Source organism: Paenibacillus sp. LjRoot56 (assembly GCF_964253335.1).
GTDB classification, from domain to species: domain Bacteria; phylum Bacillota; class Bacilli; order Paenibacillales; family NBRC-103111; genus Paenibacillus_E; species Paenibacillus_E allorhizoplanae.
This window is the reverse complement of sequence record NZ_CAXURV020000004.1, coordinates 739,459-762,230: the sequence shown is the minus strand read 5'-3', so window position 1 is coordinate 762,230 and position 22,772 is coordinate 739,459. Positions and strand designations below refer to the sequence as shown.

The window sequence follows — 22,772 nt, the reverse complement described above, 5'->3', positions numbered from 1 at the left end:
AGGAGGCATGGAGTGAACGCAATGTATGTCGACAATAATGGCCTCCAACCGAGGAAACAGAATGAAGAAGGCTCTGCGCTTGTCATTGCCTTACTTGCCGTCGTCTTAATGACGATGATGGGGCTTATTCTCATGAGTGTACTGCGTGGTGGGGCTATTCAAGCAGCTACGTCAGAGTCTAGTGTTCAAGCCGAAGCGATCGCTCAGAAAGGGCTAGACGACACGCTTGCACAAATTCGCAGAGCAGTCGCCAATGGAGAATCCATTGGGGGGACGAACTATCGGAATCGTGTTCGTAATGTAGAGAATCAATGGTCCCAGATGCAGTCATTTATTGATAGCGAAGTGGGGGATGAGCAGAACAAACGTGAAGGAAATGGAGTGATCGTTGCAGCCAAGAAAGGGAACTATCAAGTTGATATTCTCTATGCAAAGACGATCCGAAATCCAGAAGCACCGTTTAAACCACTTGCAAGTCCTGATTTACCCTATGTTCGCAAATTTATTATCAGTTCCCGAGGCGTGATTGAAGGTCATCCTACGAAAACAATAACGAAGCAAATGACGGTTTATGTGAGCACAATTAACCCGGTATTTCGCTATCCAGTTTCATCCGATGGTGATTTGGTACTAAATGGAACACCCTCCATCACTGGAGACATCTATGTTGCCAATCATTTGCATGTTCGGGATGAAGCCTTATTCACAGGCACAACAAGCGGCACGAATCGAAGTAAATATGGGATTCAAACAGGACTTCCAGAGATTCGTGGATTCATTCGAGTCGATGGAGACAACGACACACTAGCTCCAGGAAAGTTTAATTTTACGCAATCCGATGGTGTGACAGAATTCCCGCCGCTCACGAAGACAAGTGAAATTGTACAGCCTTCCTATTTTAGACCGCAATATTTTCCATTAGAAGATCCTACCCTGGATGCTGACGTTGATGTTGATGTAGAGGGGTATGTTTCGAATAAAACACAAATCGATCTAACAGCTAAGTTAGCTACTCTAGGCGGGTATACAGCACCAGATCCAGAAATTATTGAATTGCCACCACTGACTCAAGATTTGATGAGGAGTAAGCTGTTTAACGATCAATGGGTGACGGTTGATGGTGATGTGAACGTTTTCGATGCAGATTCACCTACGAATGAGGCTGACTTATTCATCAATAATGGTGTATTCAGCATGGCGGATGACGCATCGAAGCTCAAACTCAAGAATGGTTCCCTGTATGTAAAGTCGCCGGATCCTAATTTAGTAGCGGCTGATCTGCGAGGCGAGCTTTCCGTAGAAGCTGGAAAATTTTTAGCCATTGATGGCAACGTGACCTTGAATAACGGATTCCGTTTTCCGAATGGCACGATGTATATCAAGGGTGATCTGAAGATCATTGGAAATGTTTGGCTTCAAGGTACTGTTTATGTTGATGGGAATGTGGAATTGAAGCAGATGACTTCTATTAATAAAAACACGGAGGAGACTCCCGCCCCTTCATTAACTCCGCTTATTGTTGTCGCTTCAGGGGAGATCGTGCTAGGTAATAGCACAAATACCGATGATGAGAATGTTAGCGCCTTCTTCTATACGAAGCAAGGTATTCGCTTGTACGGTGTTATGTCGAAGTTGAAACTTCGAGGTGGCATACATGGTGGTGCAGGAGGTGTTGAGCTCAACGCAGTGAGAGGCGATTTAACTACTGGCGGTGGAAGCTCAGTTACAAAGTATCAAGGTAGTTCAAATTGGAGTAGAGAAGTACCTGAAGTGCAATTGGACAATTCAAAACCATCAAGGCTTCAGATTTTCTATGATGATAATCTCTATGATCAACCGCCAGACGGCATCCCAACGACAGACAATTTTAACGTGTTTGTGAAAAATGTTAAATTCATCAAGTAACTACAGATTAAACATTCTGAAAGGAGGTACCTTCAATGTCATTCCAAATCCTAGTCGTTGACGATACGAAATTTATGCGGAAAATGTTGACTGATATTTTGAAGCAATACGGTCATGAGGTGGTCGGAGAAGCAGAGAATGGTAGACAGGCTGTACAGAAGTATGAGGAACTTCAGCCTGATATTGTTCTAATGGACATTACGATGCCCGAAATGGATGGAATTGAAGCGATGAAGGAAATTCGTAAACTCAATCCATCGGCAGTCGTTCTCATTTGTTCGGCTATGAGTCAGCAGGATCTCATCTCAGATGCATTGAAAGCTGGTGCAAACGGCTATGTGATGAAACCTTTTAAACCGAATCGCGTGAATGAAATCGTTCGAAAATATGGTGTTCCCCGTGTTATAGGCCATCTCATACCGCAAGATATGCAGCGCACGGAAGCTGTCGTCGTCGAAATCGAAGTTGTAGAGGCGACAGTTGAGATAGAGGAATTGGAATTACATGCTAAGTTAGCCGAAGGTGCTACCGCCCCAGCAGCAAGTTTGCATGCCGTTGATCAAGGATATGCAGAACCGAAGGAGCTACATCTTACGAAGCAAGATGAGGAGATCTTGAATGAAATTTCGTCGAGCAGCGAGTCCAACCAATCCAACCAAGAATTAACAAATAAGCTGATTCATGAGGAAGAACAGATTCCTGAAGTCGTTGAACTTCAACAAACTAGTGGTGATCCAGAGCCTGTACAAGAACCAGAAGAACCTGAATCTCAAATTAAGAATTACGTCGCGGAGGAACGGAAAGTTACAGGCAAACCTGTTCAGGTTGTCAATGCGCTGGAAGTTCTGCTCGCGTTTGCCGAGGTAGAGGAGTCTAAGGTTGCTATGGAGTCCTCGGATACCATGCACATGCCTGAACAATCACAGACGACAGAAGAAGAGGATCGTCTCTTGGAAATGGAGAGGCTGGCCGCTGTGATGCAAGGCGATTTGGAACTTGAATGGCAGCTGGAGCAACAGCAAATGCAAGATCAATTGCAACAGCAAGAAGCAAGCGTTAATGCGCATGAAGACCCTTCAATAACGGAGAACTACTCGATCGTAGAGGAATCAGTCGAAACTAATGATGAAGATACAAATTCGAGCTCAATGGAACTTAGCATAGATGACCTCAATGAGATCACTTTGGAGATGGAATCTTTAGAATCCACCTATGAAGTGAAAGATCCAGCCAAAGAAGTTCCAGTATTCAAAGAAGAAGTTCCCGTAAACACGACTTCTAAGTCACAAGAAGCGGTTGACGTGAATAAAGTTGGCTTTAAAGCTGTGAATGGCGGAAAGATCATTAATTTATTCAGGGGGACTGGACCAATGAAAAATTTCACAAGCAGTGTTATGTGTAACTGGAGCGAGGATCTGAACGGCGAGATGTCTCAATACTTGGTTGTTTGTACGGAAGCAGAGAATAAAATTGAGATTGATATGACAACGGCAAGTGGGCAAAAGCAATCCATAACCGTTACCATTGAGAGTTTTAATCAATTAGCTGCTTGGCTTCAGGTTCAGTTGGGGACTGCCCCCGTAAGCAATCGTGAATATGCAAAGAAAGCAGATTTCTAATTACGTATTGATAAGGGAAGACATCTAGAGGGGGTTAGGCAATGGGGTGGGAAGCATGGAGTTACACAATTCTATTGTTCATAGTGGGTGCTTTGTTCGGTTCATTCTTTAATGTCGTTGGGCTTCGGGTACCGAAAGGTATATCCGTCGTTGCCCCGCGATCTAGCTGCGGAGGTTGTGGGCGCCAGCTTAACGCGATTGATTTAATTCCGATCTTAGGGTGGTTTATCCGAAGAGGGAAATGTCACACATGCGGATCCCCAATATCCCTTGTGTATATCGTTGGAGAGTTAGCAGGAGGTATCCTATTTGCCTCCCTTCCCTTCGTGGTCAGCGTAAATGAACTTTGGATTGCTTATCCACTTGTATCTGTGCTTCTCATCCTGACAGTGAGTGATTTGGCCTACATGCTCCTGCCCAACAAAATCATTTATCCAGCCATGTTGCTATTTACCGGATTGCGATTATTCATTCATCCACTGCCAATTTGGCACTATGCGTTGGGATTCATCATTGGAGGGGGCACACTACTTGCTGTGTCTCTGGCTGCAACTTGGATGGGGAAGCCGGCTATGGGCTTTGGAGATATTCGATTGATGGCTTTAGTAGGACTCGTCATGGGAATCAAGCTCGTGCTGTTATGCATATTTCTTTCGGCGCTGCTTGGCAGCGTCATCGGTGTGGCTCTAATCGCCTCAGGTAAACTGGATCGGCGTTCACCAATTCCCTATGGTCCTTTCATCGCTGTTGCTGGTTTCATCTGTTTTTGTTTCGGAGACCCATTGATGACGTGGTACATGGACCTCATCGTATGGCAGTAAAACTACATTTTGTAAAAAGAGAGGTCGGACTCCTATGAACTGGTTTCTAGCTCAATCGTTTCGTGCTAAGCTTCAGCTCGGTTATTATACTGTTGTTGCCTTTTACACAATTATTATCCTCATTCTGATGTTAACGGCAGATGTCTCCATCATTTTTGCATTATCTTCGTCACTTATTCTCATGGTGTTCAGCTTTCCTTATGTGCGTTTCTTGGAAAAGGCGTTAACAGAGCCCATTGATAATGTAACGCGTGTCGCGATGAATATTGCCAAAGGAGACTTCACACAAACCGTGGATGCTTCTTCCAAAGATGCGCTAGGCGATATGGGGCGCTCCTTTAATGCCATGATCGTGAAATTGAAGGAACTTCTGAATGAAACGGCTTCGATTTCGAAGCATGTAGCAGACTCAAGTCGTGATATTTATCATAAAAACGAAGGTATTAACACGATGATCGTGGAAGCAACGGGCTCGGTCACTTCACTTGCTGAGGGAGCGAATGAGATTTCAACTGGTGTGTTTAAAAGCTTCTCCGTCGTCAAAGAAATCGAAACCAAAATCACGGATTATGTGGATTCTACACATGAAATGAATAATCGTTGCGGGCAAACGCTTGATCTTGTGAAAAAAGGAATGAGAGCAGTAGAAAGTCAATCCGAGAGTGTTTCTCATATCGTACTTGCGACAAGTAATGTATCGGGGACGATTGATGATCTAGTAAAGGAAGCGGCTGGAATTTCCTCCATTACACGTACGATCTCCGAAATTGCCGAACAAACGAACTTGCTGTCCTTGAATGCATCCATTGAAGCAGCGCGTGCAGGCGAGCACGGAAGAGGGTTCTCTGTTGTAGCTCAAGAAGTTCGTAAGTTAGCTGAAGAGTCATCCAAATCGGCCAAGAGCGTATTCCATATGGTACATAATATTGAAAATAGCATTAAAATGGCCCAGAAAAATATTCAGATCAATGAGGAAATTGCTCGCCGGCAGACAGAGTCCATTGAAGCAACGGAAAAAATATTCGGTGAGATGGTTGAAAGTATTCAATTCATTACGCAGCGTATGAGCGAGTTTACAGGAGAAAGTCAGAAGATGTTGAATGCAGCCCAATTCATAACAGGTACCATGGAAAATATTTCAGCGATTACCCAGCAATCAGCAGCGGGTACTGAGCAGGTATCTACATCGATGGTACAACAAACGCGTTCCGTCAAAGCTGTTGTTATTCAGTCCGAGCAAATGCTTCGTATGGTAACCCAATTGCAGCGCACGATTCAGATATTCAAGCTTTGAGAGAATGAAGTTGAGATCCAGTAAGCATGCAAGAGGAGAATACCTAAATAAATAACGGTAGATAGGCGGAATAGATTGTTGATGAGCAGTCGTTTGCCTACTTTTGCTGCAATAAAGAAGAGAGAAAGGGGGAGTATAATTTTAATGCCATAGAAGGCAATGTAACTATGTTCATATAGGAAAGCCATAATCGGATTGGCCTCGCCAATCAATTGCAACCGGAGACCCATATCTGTTAGTCCTGCATCCATTAAACTAGCAATACACAGGAAAATAATTAAATTACGACTCAAAGGGACCACTCCTTTTGACATTGGAGGTTATGCTAACGTATCGTTTGCATAACCTCTTTCATTGTGGAGATAAATGCTTCTGCAGCTTTGGAAATATATCGACCTTTGCGATAAGCGATAACAAGCTTGCGCGTGGGTCTGCCATCTAAGATGACGTTTACGGGAGAAAGTTCATGTAAGCTTCTTTTGGAAATCAAGTAGGGCACGAAAGCGATCCCCATGCCAGCAGCAACAAGCGATTGGACGGTTTCCATGTTACTCGATTCAAAAACAATATTCGGTGTGAAGCCAGCTTCCTGGCACAGATCAAGGGTCAGCTTTCGGAAACCTTGTCCTTTTTTCAATGCGATGAAGGCTTCCTTTTCCAATTGAGAAATTCGTATAGGCTCTTTGCTGGATGCTAATGGATGCAGCGGCGGAACGGCTAGGATAATTTCTTCATCTAATAACGTCTCATAGACGAGTGATTCTTCACGTAAGGGTAAGGATAGAAGAGAAATATCTGTTTGACCATTGACTGTTAAGGTCTCCAGGTTGGATGAAGTTTCTTCGACGAGCGAAATTTCAATATCCGGATAAGCAGCCTGAAAGACAGGTACCACGTATGGTAAAATAGTTGATCCTGTAATTGGCATACTGCCGATGACTAGGCGGCCTTTCTTCATTTGAGAAATGTCTTCCATTTCTTTTTTGAGCCCTTCGATCATATCGAGAATCTTCTGTGACTTCTCCACAAACAGAGAACCCGCGTGGGTCAACTCAACGGAATTCGTGCTACGTTGAAATAAAAGGACGCCGAGTTCCTTCTCTAGTTTCGACAATTGCTGGCTCAATGAAGGTTGGGCTATATGTAACTTCTCCGCTGCACGCGAGAAATTCCGTTCTATGGCGATCTGGATGGCGTACTGTAATTGACGTAATTCCATGCGAAGAAGTGTCTCCTTTATAGATGTCTTGAAGGTTATCATATCAAGCTTTGTGGGGCGAAACAAGGTGGACATAGGAATAAATAACCATAAAGGGTAATGACGACTGGTTTCATCCAGATTCATTGCCCTTTATGGTTAATTTTGGTTGCACAACGCTATTTGCGAACAGTGCTTCTATACATGAGGAATAATAGATACGGAGCGCCAATGATAGCTACAACGATACCTGAGGGAATCTCTTTTGGGATAAGTATCGTTTTACCAATGATATCAGCACCTGTAAGCAATATGGCGCCGAGAATGGCCGAAAGGACAACAGATTTCTGGTGATGTTGCCCCAAGAATAGACGTACTGCGTGAGGGGCGAGTAAGCCAATGAAACTAACGGTGCCTACGCATGCAACAGCGATGGCAGCAACTAACACACCGATTATTGCAGAGATAAGCCTTGTTTTCTGCAACTTAAGGCCTAATCCAAGTGACACGTGGTCACCGAAGGCCAACAGATCTACACGTCGACCTAGCAGCCATGCACTTGGCAGTAGGATGACAGTCGTAATCAGGAGTTGGATGCATTCCTTCCATCCTCTAGAGTAAGTACTGCCAGCCAACCATGTTAGTGCAGGAGCAGCACCGAGCTGCGATTTAATAACAAGAAATTGGATGACAGCCGAGCCAAGTGCCGAAACGGCGATCCCAATAAGAATGAGAACAACGGGATTAAGCCCTTTTTTCCAAGCGAAGGCATACACACTTCCTGCAGAGAGGAGTGCGCCAATGATGGCACCAACGGGTACCCAAGTACCAGGAGCTGATGGCCAAATGGTTAGGACCAATAGGGCGCCCATCCCAGCACCTGAGGTGACACCAACAACGGAAGGATCCGCGAGCGGGTTGCGAACCGCACCTTGCATCATGGAGCCTGCGACAGCTAAAGAGGCACCTGCGAGAGCGGCAACGAGAATACGAGGAAGACGTAAACTCAGAATAACATTGCGAGCCATTTCTTCACCTTGGCCTGTTATTACAGCGATAACTTCAGCGAAAGGTATTCGCAGGGCTCCAGCCGTCAATCCGTATAGGAATAAGAAAACTAAAGCAATGCTAGATACGATAACTAGAATGGGATACGGGATTTTAGTTCCGACATAACCGACACTCATTGAGCTGCTTTCAGCTGAAGATTTCATTCTGGAGCCACGAATGGCTAGCCAGATTAACCATGGAGCACCTAATAATGCGGTAACAGAACCCGCGGGTAGCTCTCCTAGTGTACTTCGAAACATTTTGGCAACTAGATCCGCACTAAGTAAGACGACAGCACCCCAGAGGGCACTACCTGGTATCAATAGTCGGTGACGTTGTAAACCTATTAAACGGACTAGATGAGGTGCGATTAGGCCGATAAAACCTATGGGGCCTACCACGCTTACTGTAACACCAGCCAGCAGTATGGCCGAGGCAAGGGCTACCATCCGAACCATATTCACATTTTCACCTAATGAAACAGCAGTTTCCTCATTTAATGCAAGCATATCCAGTTTCTGACTAAATAGAAAAGCTGCGACAAGTCCAATGCATATCCAAGGGAGCGCATATTGGACACCTTGCCAATCGTTTTGTCCTAACGCACCTGATCCCCACATAAATAAGCCATTTGTTTCATTCTCATACATAATTTGCAGACCACTTGTGAAGGCAGATAGTACTAGTGTTACGATCATGCCTGCAAGTGCCATGCGAAGTGGTGAACTTTTGCGACCTCCTGACATGAAGTAGGCCATGAACGCAGCGCCACATGCACCTAATAACGCTAGAAGCAAGGAATGATCAGACTTTAGTGCAGGGAAAAATACCGCCGCCAAAACGATGATGAAATACGCACCAGCGTTCAGGCCAAGTGTTGATGCGGAGGCCAGGGGATTGCGGGTGACTGTTTGTAGCAGTGCTCCTGCAACAGCAAGAGCAGCACCTGCAAGCATACCAATGACAGCGCGCGGCATGCGAAGCCCCCGCACCATGTGATGGTCGGGGGTATCTTGTGGAGATATCAAAGCTTGGATGACCGTATGAACAGTTATGTTAGCTTCTCCTTGTGTCAAATTGAGGAAAAGGAGTAGGCAGAGTGTAAGCAGTCCGCCTCCAAACACAAGAAGTGATTTCCATTCGATATTAGCGAAACGGTTAGTTTTCGATTTCATCGCAGATTGGATCATTTTGTTAATGCAGTTGCAGCAAGCTCAGCGAACACTTTAGCTGATAATGGACCACCGAACGTCCATGTATTACCAGGTAGTTTGAAAGTCTTGTTTTCCTTCACAAAAGCAAGACCTTTCCAAACGGCATTGTCTTTCAATTGTTTCTCAAATACATTGTCATTATCTTGAACGATGTAGAAGAAGTTCGCATTTTGGACCGCTGGTAAAGCTTCAACAGAGGCTGTTGAGAATCCATAAAGTTCAAATTTGCTTGATTTGAAAACGTTTTTCAATCCGATACGTTGCAGAATTTGAACAACCATGGAGTTGTCTGTGAACATGCGAAGATCTGCATTGTTTTGGTTACTATATGCTTGTGTTAATGCGAATTCGGTGCCATCTTTTTTCGCAGTTGCTAATTTCGCTTTCGTATCCGCAAAAGCTTTGTCAAGATCAGCTACGACTTTGTCGCCTTCAGCTTTCTTACCTGTTACATCTGCAATTGTCTTGAATGTCGTTAACATGCCTTCAAATTGATCGCCTTTTCCTTCAGCCGGATAGGATTCAAATACGATCGTTGGGGCGATTTTGGAAAGTGCATCATAATTTTTACTCGAACGCAATGTGCTTGTGATAATAAGATCTGGCTTCAAGCCTGTAATCGTTTCTAAGTTAGGCTCTTGACGAGTCCCCACATCAACAACGGAAGCATCAAGTGCAGGCTTCACATTGACCCATGTGTTGTAACCTTTCGTATCAGCTTGACCAACAGGTTGAATTCCTAGAGCAAGTACATCCTCGGTATAAGCCCATTCTAATGTAACAATGCGTTTCGGTGTACCTTTAATTGTAGTAGTTCCTAGTGGATGTGTAATTGTTTTGACTGCATCTGCTACAGGTGTAGCAACTGCTGATGCTGCAGGCTGAACAGATGAAGCTGGAGTAGGTGTAGAAGTTGAAGTTCCGCAAGCTGCGGTAATGAAAAGTAACATGAGTGAAAGTGAAAAAGTAACTGGTTTTATAAAGTTTCGCACAATAAAATCCCCCTGATTGGTATGTATTCAAATGATTGGTGAATCGATGGCCAATTCGATATCGTTAGGAGAATGATAATCATTATCATTACAATTGTCAACCATTATATAATATATAGGAATAATCTATCAAGCTTATAGTTATTATATCTTGGAACTATGACGTGATCCGTGCTAAAGTACTTTATGAGGGTAAGACATTAGCAAACTAATGCGGATAATGACAAGAGGTGACTGGGTATGAGTAAAAAGACAATGTTCGAGAAGATTTGGGATAATCACGTTATTAACCAGGAAGATGGCAAGCCTAGCGTTATTTATATTGATTTGCATCTAGTACATGAAGTAACTTCACCGCAAGCTTTTGAAGGGCTTCGTATGTCCGGTCGTAAAGTTCGTCGTCCTGACTTAACTTTCGCAACTATGGATCACAACGTGCCAACGAAGGACCGTTTCAATATTACGGATCCAATTTCCAAACAACAAATTGATACACTTTCACAAAACTGCCGTGACTTCGGCGTTACACTTTTTGACTTGGACAGCCTAGATCAAGGTGTTGTTCACGTTATGGGACCTGAACTTGGTCTTACACACCCAGGCAAAACAATCGTTTGTGGCGACAGCCATACTTCGACGCATGGCGCATTCGGCGCACTTGCTTTCGGTATTGGTACAAGTGAAGTTGAACACGTAATGGCAACACAAACTTTGCAACAATCCAGAGCAAAATCCCTTGAAGTTCGTATCAACGGAAGTTTGAAACCAGGCGTTACAGCAAAGGATTTGATCCTTGGTGTTATCGCAAAATACGGAACAGACTTCGCAACAGGTTATGTTATTGAGTACACAGGTGAAGCGATCCGTGGTCTTTCCATGGAAGAGCGTATGACTGTATGTAACATGTCCATTGAAGGTGGAGCTCGTGCTGGTCTAATTGCACCAGATGCTACAACTTTTAACTACCTACGTGGTCGTGAGTATGTACCTCAAGGTGCTGATTTCGACGCAGCTGTAGCAGAGTGGACGAATCTTGTTACTGACGAAGGCGCAACGTATGACTGGGTATTGGAATTCGACGCAGATACATTGATCCCGCAAGTAACCTGGGGTACGAGCCCTGGTATGGGAACAAGCGTTACTTCCTTGGTTCCAGATCCACAAAGCTTCGAGACAGAGAACGAACGTAAAGCTGCTGAAAAAGCACTTGAATATATGGATTTAACACCAGGAACACCTATGACAGAACTGAAAGTAGATTATGTCTTCATCGGTTCTTGTACAAATGGACGTATCGAAGATCTTCGTGCAGCAGCTAAAATTGCGCAAGGTTACTCCGTAGATCCAAGTGTAACGGCAATCGTTGTTCCAGGTTCTGGACGTGTTAAAATTCAAGCTGAAAAAGAAGGCTTGGATAAAATTTTCTCCGCAGCAGGATTTGAATGGCGCGATGCGGGCTGCAGTATGTGTTTGGCGATGAATCCAGACGTACTTCAACCAGGACAACGTTGTGCTTCCACATCCAACCGTAACTTCGAAGGTCGTCAAGGCCGCGGCGGACGCACACACCTTGTTTCCCCAGCTATGGCTGTTGCTGCAGCGATCAAAGGTCATTTCTATGACGTTCGTGATTGGGAAATTAAAGAATACCAACAAGCATAATTTCGGCTATTTAACGTAATGTTTAAGATGCTAGTTTTGCTGTAGCAAAACTTTAAGGAGAATGAGAACATGGAAGCTTTCAAACAACATACAGGTCTTGTAGGCCCTGTTGATCGTGTAAACGTAGATACAGATGCAATTATCCCTAAACAATTTCTTAAACGCATTGAGCGTTCTGGCTTCGGACAATTCCTTTTCTTCGAGTGGAGATGGGATGAAGCAGGTAACGTAATCGAGAATTTTCCATTAAATCAAGACCGTTATCAAGGAGCTTCCGTTCTGATTTCCAGAGCGAACTTCGGTTGCGGATCATCCCGTGAGCACGCGCCTTGGGCGATTCAAGATTTCGGATTCCGCGTTATCATCGCGCCTTCCTATGCAGACATTTTCTACAACAACTGTTTCAAAAACAGCATTCTGCCAATCAAATTGTCGGAAGAGCAAGTTGAAGATTTGTTCCAACGTACTGCGAAGCACGAAGGATACAAATTAAATGTTGATTTAGAAAATAAAAAGCTGACTGATGAGTACGGTCTTGAAATCCAATTTGATTTGGATGAACACCGTCGTCAATTCTTGCTACAAGGCTTGGATGACATCGGATTGACACTTCAACATGAAGCGAAAATTACAGCGTATGAGCAAGCTCACCAAAAACGTTTAGCTTACAAATAAGCAAATGCGAGAAGACGTATCCCCTAGTGGGATACGTCTTTTTTGTTTTTATTTTCAAGTTTTATATATAAATCTTGCAACTTTTGGCAATTTGCTTCGTCTAATAGATTACTAGAATGTCGAAGTGAAGGAGGTTGTGCTGTCAGGTATAGGTTAATTTTGCTATAATATAAAGGAAGTTGATAGTTTCGTAGAATTAGCTGATTGGTTGCGTTCCTACATCCCCCGAAATCCCCCAATTCCGACATTACATAGAGGTGAATGATGAAATTTCCTGCATTTTGTTTGTTTTTGCTCGCATGTCTGTTGCTGCTGCCAACAACCGCCTTTGGAGCTGAAGCGCCAAAGCCGATTAAGCTTTATATGAATGAGAAGCAACTCGAAGTCCAAGGTGTTCAACCGCGTATTGTGAATGATAATACGATTGTTCCCGTTCGAATAATCGTCGAACAAATCGGTGCAAAAGTGAGCTGGGACGAAGCTACAAGTAAGGTAACTATCGTGAAGGACAAAATCAATATCCAACTCGTGATTAACAATGTAACAGCTATCATTAATGGTAAAAAAGAAACGTTAGAAGTAGGACCTAAGATCGAAAATGGCTCAACAATGCTTCCGCTGCGTTTCATCGGTGAAGTATTGGGTATAGAATTTAAGTGGGATGGCGCTACTTCTTCCGTGCATATGTTCAAAGATATTGATTCGGATTCTAAACCAGTCACGGGTCCTGTAGAAGTTGTAGTTCCAGATGGAGGTACAGCAAATCCGGAGACCAAACCTCCAGGAACGAAACCTTCTACCGGGACAAACACAGGAAACGGTACGGGAACAGGAACTGGTACAGGTACAGGTACAGGTACAGGTACAATCACGCCAGACCCGTCCGTTCACGTGATTACGTCTATTTCACTATCAGAAACGGAATTATCAGTCATTGCTAAGGATGGAAGCCTAAGTCCGAAAGTCTTAACTTTATCGAATCCTTCGCGTCTTGTGTTTGATTTCCCTAACACCACATTAGATGAATCACTGCAGAAGCTACTTGTTAAAAATTCAGGAGAATTGCCATCCAAGCAGCCGTTAGTGTCCAAAGTACGATTTTCAAATTTCAACGATAATCCGGCTACAGTTAGAGTTATTCTGGATTTGAACGCGCCAGCGGAGTACCAGACGATTACATCCAAACTTCCTAATCAATGGAAGGCTTCAATTGGAGAGAGGAAATTAACGGTTATCATCGATGCTGGTCACGGTGACAACGATCCTGGCGCACTTTCCATCACGGGTAAGCATGAGAAGGAATTTACACTTGCTACAGCGAAGAAGGTAGAGGCACTATTATCGAAAGATAAGCAGATGCATGTTCTGATGACCCGTTCTGATGATACTTTTATTCCGCTAGATGATCGAGTTTCTTTTGCTAATGATATTTCAGCAGACTTATTTTTATCGATCCACGGAAATAGTGCCAAAGCAACTGTATCAGGAACGGAAACTTACTATAACAGGCCAGAAAGCTTAGATTTCGCTAACGTAATTCATAAGTACGCTGTTCCAGCTACTGGGTTTGCTGATCGAAAGGTTCGTCAAGCAGACTTCCGCGTTATCACCAAAACTAGTATGCCTGCAGTCTTGCTTGAAGTTGGTTATTTGTCCAATAAAAATGATGAATCTGCCATGTATAAAGAGACATTTCAGGACAAATTAGCTGCTTCACTTGTTGCCGCGATTAAGGAATATTTGAACCTTAAATAAGCAAATAGACCATCAAGCGGTTCAAACTAGGCTAGCCTGTCTAGGCATAACGCTAAGGAGTGAATAAGATGAACAAAACAAGTCGCCTAGTTCAAGGAGCGCTCCTTGTAAGTGCCATAACATTGTCTGTTACGGCTTGTGGCCAGAAAATGCAATTATCTGGGGCAGCTACTACGGCACCGCAGTCAACTACAACACCAAGTGCAATAACTTCCACACCAACGGTCACGCCGAAACCTACAGTTGCGCCTCTGAAGCAGTTGCAGGTGAAAGCCTATTACAGTGACCAAGATGAAATGAAGCTCGTTGAAAAAGTGGTCACAGTGAGTGTTGAGAAGGATTCTGATGCGTATGAGGCTGCTCTTAAAGCACTTCAGAAAAGTGATGATCCAAAGGCTATTCCCTTATTTGATGATTTGAAATTCACAAGTGTGAAATTCGATGCTGTCAAAGGTGAAATGAAGCTGGATATGACATTCGGCCCCAAAACGCAATTAGGTGCTCCTGGGGAAGAGTTATTCGTACAAGCACTGAAGAAAACGATTTTTCAATTCCCAGAAGTAAAAACATTGTATGTACTTAAAGATGGTAAGCAAGTAGATAGTTTAATGGGACATTTGGAGCTTCCATACCCGATTAAACGACCTACTAATTAGGATCTGAAGAGGAGTTAACTTTGATTATGAAAAATAAGCAATTGGCGAGTGCTATCGTAAGCTCATTAATCATCACAAGTCTAGCAGGTACGCCAGTCCTTGCAGCACCCGTGAATAATTCAACAACTTCAACAACTTCAACGACAACCTCTAATTCGAATGTTCGTCTTTCTTTTAATGATGTGAGTAGTAACTACTGGGGGATTCGCCACATTTCGAAGCTTGCTTTGGAAGGCGTTATTGAGGGAGTAGGCGATGGCATCTATTCACCGGAAACTTCGGTAACGCAACAAGATGTGCTAATTATGGCTACACGGATGATGGGTTTACAGGCAGATGTCGATAATTTGTCGTCGGAAACGGTGTTTCCTGATTTCATGTTAGTTGATAAATATGCTCGAAACTACGTAGCACTAGCCCTACAAAAAGGCTTGATTTCAACAGAACAAGAAAAATTAAGAAGTCAAGGAACGAAGCTTGTTGGCAATTGGGGAAATCAAAAAGCGACAAGAGAATGGGTAGCTGAAGTTGTCATCCGAGCTATTGGCAAAGCTTCTCTTGCACAAAGTTTATCGAGCCAGGCAACATCATTTACAGATAATACGCAGATCAGCAGCAGTGCATTAGGATTCATTAATGCAGCCGTAGCTCTAAAAATCGTAGATGGGTTCGAGGATGGTTCTTTTCAACCGAAAGGCGCTGTAACTCGTGCGCAAATGGCGGCTTTCCTAAGTCGTTCTCAAAAGGATTCGATTACTTTGCCAGAGCGTGCGAAGAAGGGCTATTTGACTAGCCTAACGAGCGGTAGCATCGGTCTTATGGATAAAGACGGGAATACTAGTACTTATAAAATTTCACCGAATACTGTATTTTTCGGAAATAAAGATGATGTTGCCATATCACCAAAAGTTCTGCAAGAAACATACGAAATATCGATTGTTCAAGTAAACGGAACAGCTTATTATGTAGAAATTCTTAGTGATGAACTGCACATGGACATTCACGAAGGTCAGTTGTTAAAGCTGAATCTGACAACGATGAAAGCAACCCTAGATGATTATGAAAGTTACGATTTAGCGTCGGATGTTGCTGTAACAGATAGCGAAGGGCGAGGACTTAGCCTAGGTGAGATCGTTGTGGGCAGCACGATTCAAATTCGTAAAAGTCAACTTGTGGACAGCGACAAATATACATCTATCGTTGTAAAACAAATCCCGGTGAATAAAACAGCGGTTGGCGATATTCAGACATTAAATAAAGACGCAATGCAATTGACGTTGCTTGAGTCCGCATCAGGTGAGACTGAGACTTTTGGCTTCTCGAGTAATGTAGTTGCGACACTCGCAGATAACACGTTAATTAGTGTAGATGCGATACATGTTGGTGATACGGTAGAGTACACGGTCAAGAATAGTGAGATTGTTAAGATTATCGTTAAAAAGCAAGCGGATGTTGGAACGAGTGTAGAAGGAACATTCAAACAATTTACGGACGATCATTCTACGATTTTGATCAATAAAACTTCTGGTAAGACAGTCGATGCCTTTGAATTGAGTAATAATGCTAGCGTTGTTATTAATGGTTTAACGAACGCAAGTATTTATGATCTGGCTGCTGGTGATCAATTAAAGCTAGACGTGTTGAATAATAAGGTTACAACGATTACAGTAATAAATCGATCGATTGAGAATTTATATTTTGCCAAAATCATTGATTATAAGGACTCATCTAAAATTCTAACGGTTACAGATAATGCTGGAAATCCAAATGCTTATATTTTAAATGATGGTATTTCCATCACGTTTAATGGCAGCAAATTGCCGTTTAGCTCTTTTAATGGTATTTTTACCCCAGGTAAATATGTAGATGTTCTGGTTTCTAATAAAAAAGTGTTGAGTATTCAAATGTCCACGCAGTTAGACGGCGCATTAACACAATTGAATTTACAGACGAATGATGTCACGTTGAAAACAGATAGTGGGCAAAGCTTAACGTTTAAACTGAACTTTACACCTATCGTTGAAGTTGCAAATAAGCCGAACAGTACGCTTTCTGATTTGAAAGTGGGAGATAAGGTAAGTCTTCTGCTTAGCTATGATCAAACGACTGTAACTAAAATCGTCACAACGAACACGACGATATATAAAACCCTTCTAACCAATGCGAACTTGAAACAAGCTACGGTTATGGATGGCACGAATACAAACTATACAATCGCATTAGATGGTGTTTCCCTTGTGAAAGCCGATGGTACTAGTGCAGCGTTCGCTGATTTGGCAATTGACGACTATGTGAAATTAACTTTTAAAGGACTTGCGATTACGAAGGCAGAGCTAATAACACCGATTCGTGGTAAAGTAACAGCTGTGAATGCAGCAGGTACAAGCTTGACTGTTCAAGATTTTACGGGTAAAAGTCAAGTCATTAGTGCAGGTAGCAATTACAGTGTGAAACTTAACGGTGGTGCTGACTTGAGTTTCTCCTCCATTAAGGTGGGGGATCGTGTTCAATTGATGAAAGATATCAATGATAAATTGCTCATCCAAGTAGCTGCAGCTTCTAAACGTGAGTTTGATCAATACAGCTCTACGTTGAACCAAGTCTACATGAAAGCTAATAGTGCAGGTGATCGGACTGCGTACAATTTGTTCCCTAGAGCTTACTTCCATAATGGTTCCACAGTTGTACCGGTATCCTCCTATGTATCTGGTGATCAATTGAATCTGTATATCATTGACAATAAAATTGTTGAGATTGAAAAATAGAAATTTGAACAAAAGTTAGAGGACAACCGTCTGTATTTGAGAAGCTAATCATCTCAAACAGACGGTTTTTTCTATTTTTCAAAAAAAAATGTTTATTTTTTAGAAAATGTTCGCATTTTGACGCTTTCAAGGATTGATTATGACCTAACAATTCGCTAAACTGGAGAATATTACGACCCTAAGGAAGATCAGCTATGACACAGAAGACAGTAAGACATATTCTGGATACGATCGGTGAGCTATATCCGGATGCGCATTGTGAGTTGAACCACAGTAATCCATTTGAATTAACAATTGCTGTATTACTATCGGCTCAGTGTACGGATGAAACCGTGAATAAGGTTACAAAAGACTTGTTTGCGAAGTACAAAACCCCTGAAGACTACTTGGCTGTTCCGTTAGAGGAATTGGAGCAAGATATTCGGAGGATTGGACTATTTCGTAACAAGGCTAGTCATATTCATAAGCTGTGTCAATTGCTACTGGACAAGTTCGGTGGTGAAATTCCTGAGAAGCATGAGCAGTTAGTTGAATTGCCAGGTGTTGGACGTAAGACAGCAAATGTCGTTGTATCGAACGCTTTTGGCGTGCCGGCGATTGCGGTTGACACACATGTGGAACGAGTCTCTAAGCGATTGGGACTTGTGGGCTCGGATGATTCCGTGCTGGAAGTTGAAAAAAAGTTAATGAAGAAAGTTCCGCGAGACGAATGGACGCAAACACATCATCGACTCATTTTCTTTGGTCGATATCACTGTAAGGCACAGAACCCCAATTGCACCTTCTGTCCTCTATTGGACAAATGCCGTGAGGGGAAGAAGCGTATGAAACCACAACCAACTAGGAAAACTATTACAAACAAATGAAATGCTGACAAAGGATGGGATTGAAATGAAATGCATCGCCGTATATACTAATAGCTTCGAATTGTTCTCCGATATTTATGAGCAAGTAATCAATACACCGTTAGCTGATAATGAGGAAAAAGTCATTGAAGGTGTAACTGTCAGTGAATCCGGTGAGGTTCCTCAGAATTACATAGACAAAATGAAAACAAAATCCGAGGTTGTTGTGATGAAAGTGAAGGATTCGGATATTACGATTCTTCAACATCGTGACGTTTTTGAAATTTTCCTACCGGAAAAAGAAAAAATCGCCCTCACGTAAGTCCAGAATCTCCCTTTGGGAGATTTTTTTTCTGTATAGCTGAGAGGTAGTACTAAAGAACAAATCATAGAGGAGCGGAATGAACGAATGACGCAATTGGTAGCTGGAAGCATCACGGTCATGCCGGATGCACTTAAGAAGATGCAGCAAGTGCTTGGGCATGCAGGTGATGATGATAATGCCACGAAAATGGGGCAATTGCTGGATAAGCTCGATAGTGGACGGATGAATATTGCGTTCTGCGGGCATTTCTCTGCTGGAAAATCAACACTTATTAATCAGCTGTGTGGCCAAGCTTTGTTACCATCAAGTCCAATTCCAACGAGTGCTAATATTGTTAGTATTCGTAATGGGCAACCTGGTGCGCATGTAACTCATCGCAGCCATGAAGGGAAGGTCAACCCGCAAGGGATGACAACAACCATTCCACTCAGCGAGTTAGAAGCCTATTGTGTGAACGGAACGGATATCGAAACGGTTGAGATTACTTACCCTATTCTCTTCCTCGGTGAAGATACAGCTTTGCTGGACACGCCGGGCATTGATTCTACAGATGATGCGCATCATCAATCTACTGAATCCGCTTTGCATTTAGCTGATGTGGTGTTCTATGTCATGGACTATAACCATGTGCAATCTGAAGTGAATTTAGCTTTCACAAAGAAAATGAAAGAGTGGGGGAAACCGCTCTATCTTGTTGTTAATATGATTGATAAGCATAAGGAATGGGAGCTTCCTTTCGAGCAGTACCAAAGTGGAACGAAGCAAGCCTTCTTAAATTGGGGTATTGAACCTGATGATCTGTTATTTGTGACAATGAAGGAGCCAGCTCATCCACATAATGAGTACGCTAAGCTGCAGTGGTTGCTGAGCCGTCTTATCGAGCGCGGTGAAATCTTGCGAAGCTATAGCATTGATGCATCTGCACGTTATTTGGCTGCCGAACACAGCAAATGGTTGGCGGAGCAACATGAACCGCAGAAGGCGGAGTTGCTGGAGTCGATCAACGAGGAAGGCGATGTTGAGGACGTTCAAACGTTGGCAGCAGCCAAGCAAGCCGAACTTATGGCATTGAAAAATTTGCCTGAATTGTTAATTACTGAGCTTCGTAAAGATGTTGGCGCCATAATTGAGAATGCAAATATTACGCCTGCGCTAACGAGGGATTATGCTAATGCCTATCTAGAGAGCCGTAAACCCGGATTTAAGGTTGGATTTTTCTCAAGTGCAGCAAAGACTGCTGCAGAGCAAGAGAAACGGCTAACCGCATTTCAGGCCGATTTGGCAGAGCAAGTAGAAGCACAGCTGGATTGGCATTTGCGTGATGCGCTGAAAAAGGCAGCAAGCGAGCAAGGGCAACATGATGCTGCGCTAATTGCACAGATTGAAGCGTTGAAAGTCGAAGTTACTGGCGATTTGATCGGTTCACAAGTGAATACAGGAGCGACGTTTGGCGGCGAGTATACGCTGAACTACATGAAGCAGCTAGCTGGGGAACTGAAGCTGCAGTACCGCAAACTGGCGTTTGCGGTGATTGACATCATCGCGGCTTCGGTCAGCGATAACTCACGTCCAGCAGCCGCTGCGCTTGCGGCTGAGCTGCAAGCCCTAAGCGGCCGGCTGAGCGCCAGCCGCGAGCTCGCCCGCCTCGAGGAAGCCGAGGCGGCAGCAGAGACCCAGCTGCTGCGCATGGCCAGCTGGGAAAGACCTTCTGCGCCGGCGCTGCCGGATGCGCAGCAGTACACGGCCATGGAGGAGCCGGCAGCAGCCCCGCTAAGCGGGGCTAACCTGCACGTGACCTCCATGGGCACGATCCTGCAAGCCGCCGCGACTGCGTCGGCGGCTGCAGGCACGGACGCGGCTGCCTCCACAGTGGCAGCCGAAACGTCCGAAGTGCCGTCATCCGTGTTCACCACGGGTGAACACGGCAAGCGCATGGAGCGCAAGGCCGCCGACTTGCAGGCGGCCTCGAGCCTCATCGACGGGCTGCCGTCGATGCGGTCGCTCGCGCGCTCCATGCGCGAGAAAGCGGAACGTCTGCGCCAGCGAACGTTCACAATTGCGCTGTTCGGCGCGTTCAGCGCTGGTAAGTCTTCGTTCGCGAATGCGTTGATTGGTGAACGTGTGTTGCCAGTGTCGCCAAATCCGACGACGGCGGCGATCAACAAGATTATGCCGCCGACGGAAGGCTGGCCGCATGGCACAGCTAAGGTCAAGATGAAGAAGGCTGACGCCATCTTGGAAGATGTCCTGTACTCGCTCCAAATTCTTGGCGTAGAGGCGACGGATATGACTAGCGCTTTGAAGCGGATTAGTCAGCTTTCACCTGCTGACGTAACAGCCAAAGGAAAACCGCATTTCTCGTTCCTGAAAGCCGTTGAAAAAGGCTGGGAATCAGCCTCCAGTCATTTGGGGACTGAACTTCGGATCACCAAAGATGAATTTTCTGGTTATGTGGCGGAAGAACATAAATCCTGTTTTGTAGAATTTATTGAATTGTATTATTCCAACCCACTGACGGATCAAGGTATCATTTTCGTGGATACACCAGGGGCAGATTCCATTAACGCTCGACATACGGGTGTTGCTTTTAACTATATTAAAAATGCAGATGCCATCCTATTCGTCACTTATTATAACCATGCTTTTTCCCAAGCGGATCGTGAGTTCCTACTCCAGCTAGGCCGTGTGAAGGATAGCTTTGAAATGGATAAAATGTTTTTCATCGTGAATGCAGCTGATTTGGCGGCAAGCGCTGAGGAGCTGGAAGGTGTTGTTAAGCATGTGGAAACGAATTTAGTGCAGCATGGCATTCGTCATCCACGAATTTATCCGATTTCCAGTTACTTGGCAGCAGAGGGGAAAATCAAGGGGGACGATAACTTAGTTGTACAATCGGGTATTCAGCCTTTTGAGCAGCAGTTTGTGCAGTTTACCTTGAATGAGCTCAGTGATGTCGCCATTCACTCGGCTAATCTCGAGCTGCATCGCGCCATCGGTACGATGCAGAAGTGGTTGGAGCGAGCACAGTCAGGTGAGGAAGAACGCAGGTTGCAATTGATCATGCTGGACGAGTCGGAGCAGCAGGGCTTAGATTTGCTTGATGACACGCGGTATGATGCAGAGCTAAAAGAATTGAAGAAAGAAATTCAAGAGTTGATGTACTATGTCAAGCAACGTACGATGTATCGGTTCGGAGAGCTTTATAATTTTGCATTCAACCCTTCAACTTTCCGTGATGAGGCCAAAGATCCGAAAGCCGCACTACAATTCGCTTGGAATGAACTACTACGTATGATTGGTCATGACTTATCTCAGGAGGTTCTAGCGACTACACTGCGTGTGGAGAACCGCATGAATCTCATCAGCACCAAACGGATGAATCGCTGGGGCGAGGAGCTGAGCTTACTGCTTGAAGGCTTTGAGAAGGCTGCCTACGAGCCGAATACGTTTGTGACACCTGAGGTGACAACGAAGCTTGAAGCGTCGGAAGTGAGCTTGAAGCTGCTTCAGAGTTATTTCAAGAATGCGAAGCAATTTTTCGAGGGTGATGGTAAGAGCAAGCTCAAAGCCGAATTAGAAAATCGGATCAATGCGCCGGTTGTTGCTTTTATTGAAAGTCAAACCTCAGAGCTTGAACAAGCGTATGGCATCCAGTTAGAAAATTGGTTAGTAGCTCAGAAATCGATCATGGAGCAACAGGTCAAAGAGCACTCAGAAGGGCTTCGTGATGCGCTTCAAATGAAGATTGATTTGGATGAACTCATATCTAAACAGCATCAGTTGAAGGCATTTGTTTAGTTGTTAAACAAAAGGGGGACTAGGTTCTGTGGAACTTAGTTGCTCCTTTTTTTGGATTGCTCATGTAAGGGCTTTCAATGGCGGTTATCCCGATGATTTAAAAGAATAGGGGGGATTACTACACGATTTTGTGAATTTATGCCTAATTAAGCGTTTAAATCCGAGTTTCCTCGAATTGCTCACATATAGTGATGGTGT

General features: G+C 44.0%; 15 protein-coding genes and 1 pseudogene. 12 read left to right on the top strand and 4 right to left on the bottom strand.

From position 1 onward, the window contains the following. Positions 1–12 precede the first annotated feature (12 nt). The 4 genes and pseudogenes from ACSQ8O_RS29230 to ACSQ8O_RS29215 all read left to right on the top strand — a co-directional run bounded on the left by ACSQ8O_RS29230 (position 13) and on the right by ACSQ8O_RS29215 (position 5,639). The gene (locus ACSQ8O_RS29230) at positions 13–1,905 is read left to right on the top strand and encodes a hypothetical protein (RefSeq protein ID WP_436244546.1); all 1,893 of its coding nucleotides are present in this window, start codon (positions 13–15) and stop codon (positions 1,903–1,905) included. A gap of 35 nt (positions 1,906–1,940) precedes the next feature. Beyond that, positions 1,941–2,291 (top strand): annotated as a pseudogene (locus tag ACSQ8O_RS29225) (response regulator); the annotation flags it as partial. Between the two features lie 1,274 nt (positions 2,292–3,565). Beyond that, positions 3,566–4,345, top strand: a complete 780-nt coding sequence (locus ACSQ8O_RS29220) for a prepilin peptidase (RefSeq protein WP_436244545.1) — start codon at positions 3,566–3,568, stop codon at positions 4,343–4,345. 34 nt (positions 4,346–4,379) lie between these two features. Next, positions 4,380–5,639 carry a methyl-accepting chemotaxis protein gene (locus tag ACSQ8O_RS29215; protein WP_436244544.1) on the top strand — a complete coding sequence of 420 codons (1,260 nt, stop codon included), beginning with the start codon at positions 4,380–4,382 and terminating at the stop codon, positions 5,637–5,639. Here the strand turns inward: ACSQ8O_RS29215 and ACSQ8O_RS29210 are convergent. The 4 genes from ACSQ8O_RS29210 to ACSQ8O_RS29195 form a co-directional block, all read right to left on the bottom strand. Beyond that, positions 5,621–5,932 (bottom strand): DUF5658 family protein, encoded by a 312-nt coding sequence (locus tag ACSQ8O_RS29210; RefSeq protein ID WP_171628754.1) that lies wholly within the window; start codon positions 5,930–5,932, stop codon positions 5,621–5,623. The genes ACSQ8O_RS29215 and ACSQ8O_RS29210 overlap by 19 nt on opposite strands. A gap of 32 nt (positions 5,933–5,964) precedes the next feature. Then, on the bottom strand, positions 5,965–6,858 hold the full coding sequence (locus ACSQ8O_RS29205) for a LysR family transcriptional regulator (RefSeq protein ID WP_436244543.1): 894 nt from the start codon (positions 6,856–6,858) through the stop codon (positions 5,965–5,967). A 158-nt stretch (positions 6,859–7,016) separates the two neighbouring features. Beyond that, positions 7,017–9,062 carry a Fe(3+)-hydroxamate ABC transporter permease FhuB gene (gene fhuB, locus ACSQ8O_RS29200; protein ID WP_436244542.1) on the bottom strand — a complete coding sequence of 682 codons (2,046 nt, stop codon included), beginning with the start codon at positions 9,060–9,062 and terminating at the stop codon, positions 7,017–7,019. A gap of 11 nt (positions 9,063–9,073) precedes the next feature. Next, entirely contained in the window at positions 9,074–10,093 is a 1,020-nt protein-coding gene (locus tag ACSQ8O_RS29195; RefSeq protein WP_436244541.1) for an ABC transporter substrate-binding protein, read from the bottom strand. 240 nt (positions 10,094–10,333) lie between these two features. Between ACSQ8O_RS29195 and leuC the strand changes: the two genes are divergently transcribed. The 8 genes from leuC to ACSQ8O_RS29155 all read left to right on the top strand — a co-directional run bounded on the left by leuC (position 10,334) and on the right by ACSQ8O_RS29155 (position 22,574). Continuing rightward, positions 10,334–11,755, top strand: coding sequence for a 3-isopropylmalate dehydratase large subunit (gene leuC / locus ACSQ8O_RS29190; protein WP_436244540.1), 1,422 nt, complete (start codon positions 10,334–10,336; stop codon positions 11,753–11,755). A gap of 69 nt (positions 11,756–11,824) precedes the next feature. Beyond that, a complete protein-coding gene (gene leuD, locus ACSQ8O_RS29185) occupies positions 11,825–12,430 on the top strand; it encodes a 3-isopropylmalate dehydratase small subunit (RefSeq protein ID WP_028554372.1) in 606 nt (201 codons plus the stop codon). Between the two features lie 261 nt (positions 12,431–12,691). Further along, positions 12,692–14,185 carry an N-acetylmuramoyl-L-alanine amidase gene (locus ACSQ8O_RS29180; RefSeq protein ID WP_436244539.1) on the top strand — a complete coding sequence of 498 codons (1,494 nt, stop codon included), beginning with the start codon at positions 12,692–12,694 and terminating at the stop codon, positions 14,183–14,185. A gap of 68 nt (positions 14,186–14,253) precedes the next feature. Next, a complete protein-coding gene (locus ACSQ8O_RS29175) occupies positions 14,254–14,841 on the top strand; it encodes a GerMN domain-containing protein (protein ID WP_436244538.1) in 588 nt (195 codons plus the stop codon). Positions 14,842–14,867: 26 nt separating this feature from the next. Continuing rightward, positions 14,868–17,606: an S-layer homology domain-containing protein gene (locus ACSQ8O_RS29170; RefSeq protein WP_436244537.1), complete on the top strand. Its 2,739-nt coding sequence runs from the start codon at positions 14,868–14,870 to the stop codon at positions 17,604–17,606. Positions 17,607–17,800: 194 nt separating this feature from the next. Beyond that, positions 17,801–18,472 carry an endonuclease III gene (gene nth / locus ACSQ8O_RS29165; RefSeq protein WP_436244536.1) on the top strand — a complete coding sequence of 224 codons (672 nt, stop codon included), beginning with the start codon at positions 17,801–17,803 and terminating at the stop codon, positions 18,470–18,472. A 25-nt stretch (positions 18,473–18,497) separates the two neighbouring features. Then, complete coding sequence (locus ACSQ8O_RS29160; protein ID WP_028554377.1) at positions 18,498–18,773, top strand: hypothetical protein; 276 nt, start codon at positions 18,498–18,500, stop codon at positions 18,771–18,773. Between the two features lie 87 nt (positions 18,774–18,860). Beyond that, entirely contained in the window at positions 18,861–22,574 is a 3,714-nt protein-coding gene (locus tag ACSQ8O_RS29155; protein ID WP_436244535.1) for a dynamin family protein, read from the top strand. Positions 22,575–22,772: the final 198 nt, after the last annotated feature.

Excerpts from the sequence above, each read along its gene's own strand:
- ACSQ8O_RS29220 (WP_436244545.1), top strand. The coding sequence starts at position 3,566 with ATGGGGTGGGAAGCATGGAGTTACACAATTCTATTGTTCATAGTGGGT.
- ACSQ8O_RS29215 (WP_436244544.1), top strand. The coding sequence starts at position 4,380 with ATGAACTGGTTTCTAGCTCAATCGTTTCGTGCTAAGCTTCAGCTCGGT.
- ACSQ8O_RS29205 (WP_436244543.1), bottom strand. The coding sequence starts at position 6,858 with ATGGAATTACGTCAATTACAGTACGCCATCCAGATCGCCATAGAACGG.
- fhuB (WP_436244542.1), bottom strand. The coding sequence starts at position 9,062 with ATGAAATCGAAAACTAACCGTTTCGCTAATATCGAATGGAAATCACTT.
- leuC (WP_436244540.1), top strand. The coding sequence starts at position 10,334 with ATGAGTAAAAAGACAATGTTCGAGAAGATTTGGGATAATCACGTTATT.
- leuD (WP_028554372.1), top strand. The coding sequence starts at position 11,825 with ATGGAAGCTTTCAAACAACATACAGGTCTTGTAGGCCCTGTTGATCGT.
- ACSQ8O_RS29180 (WP_436244539.1), top strand. The coding sequence starts at position 12,692 with ATGATGAAATTTCCTGCATTTTGTTTGTTTTTGCTCGCATGTCTGTTG.
- ACSQ8O_RS29175 (WP_436244538.1), top strand. The coding sequence starts at position 14,254 with ATGAACAAAACAAGTCGCCTAGTTCAAGGAGCGCTCCTTGTAAGTGCC.
- ACSQ8O_RS29170 (WP_436244537.1), top strand. The coding sequence starts at position 14,868 with ATGAAAAATAAGCAATTGGCGAGTGCTATCGTAAGCTCATTAATCATC.
- nth (WP_436244536.1), top strand. The coding sequence starts at position 17,801 with ATGACACAGAAGACAGTAAGACATATTCTGGATACGATCGGTGAGCTA.
- ACSQ8O_RS29160 (WP_028554377.1), top strand. The coding sequence starts at position 18,498 with ATGAAATGCATCGCCGTATATACTAATAGCTTCGAATTGTTCTCCGAT.
- ACSQ8O_RS29155 (WP_436244535.1), top strand. The coding sequence starts at position 18,861 with ATGACGCAATTGGTAGCTGGAAGCATCACGGTCATGCCGGATGCACTT.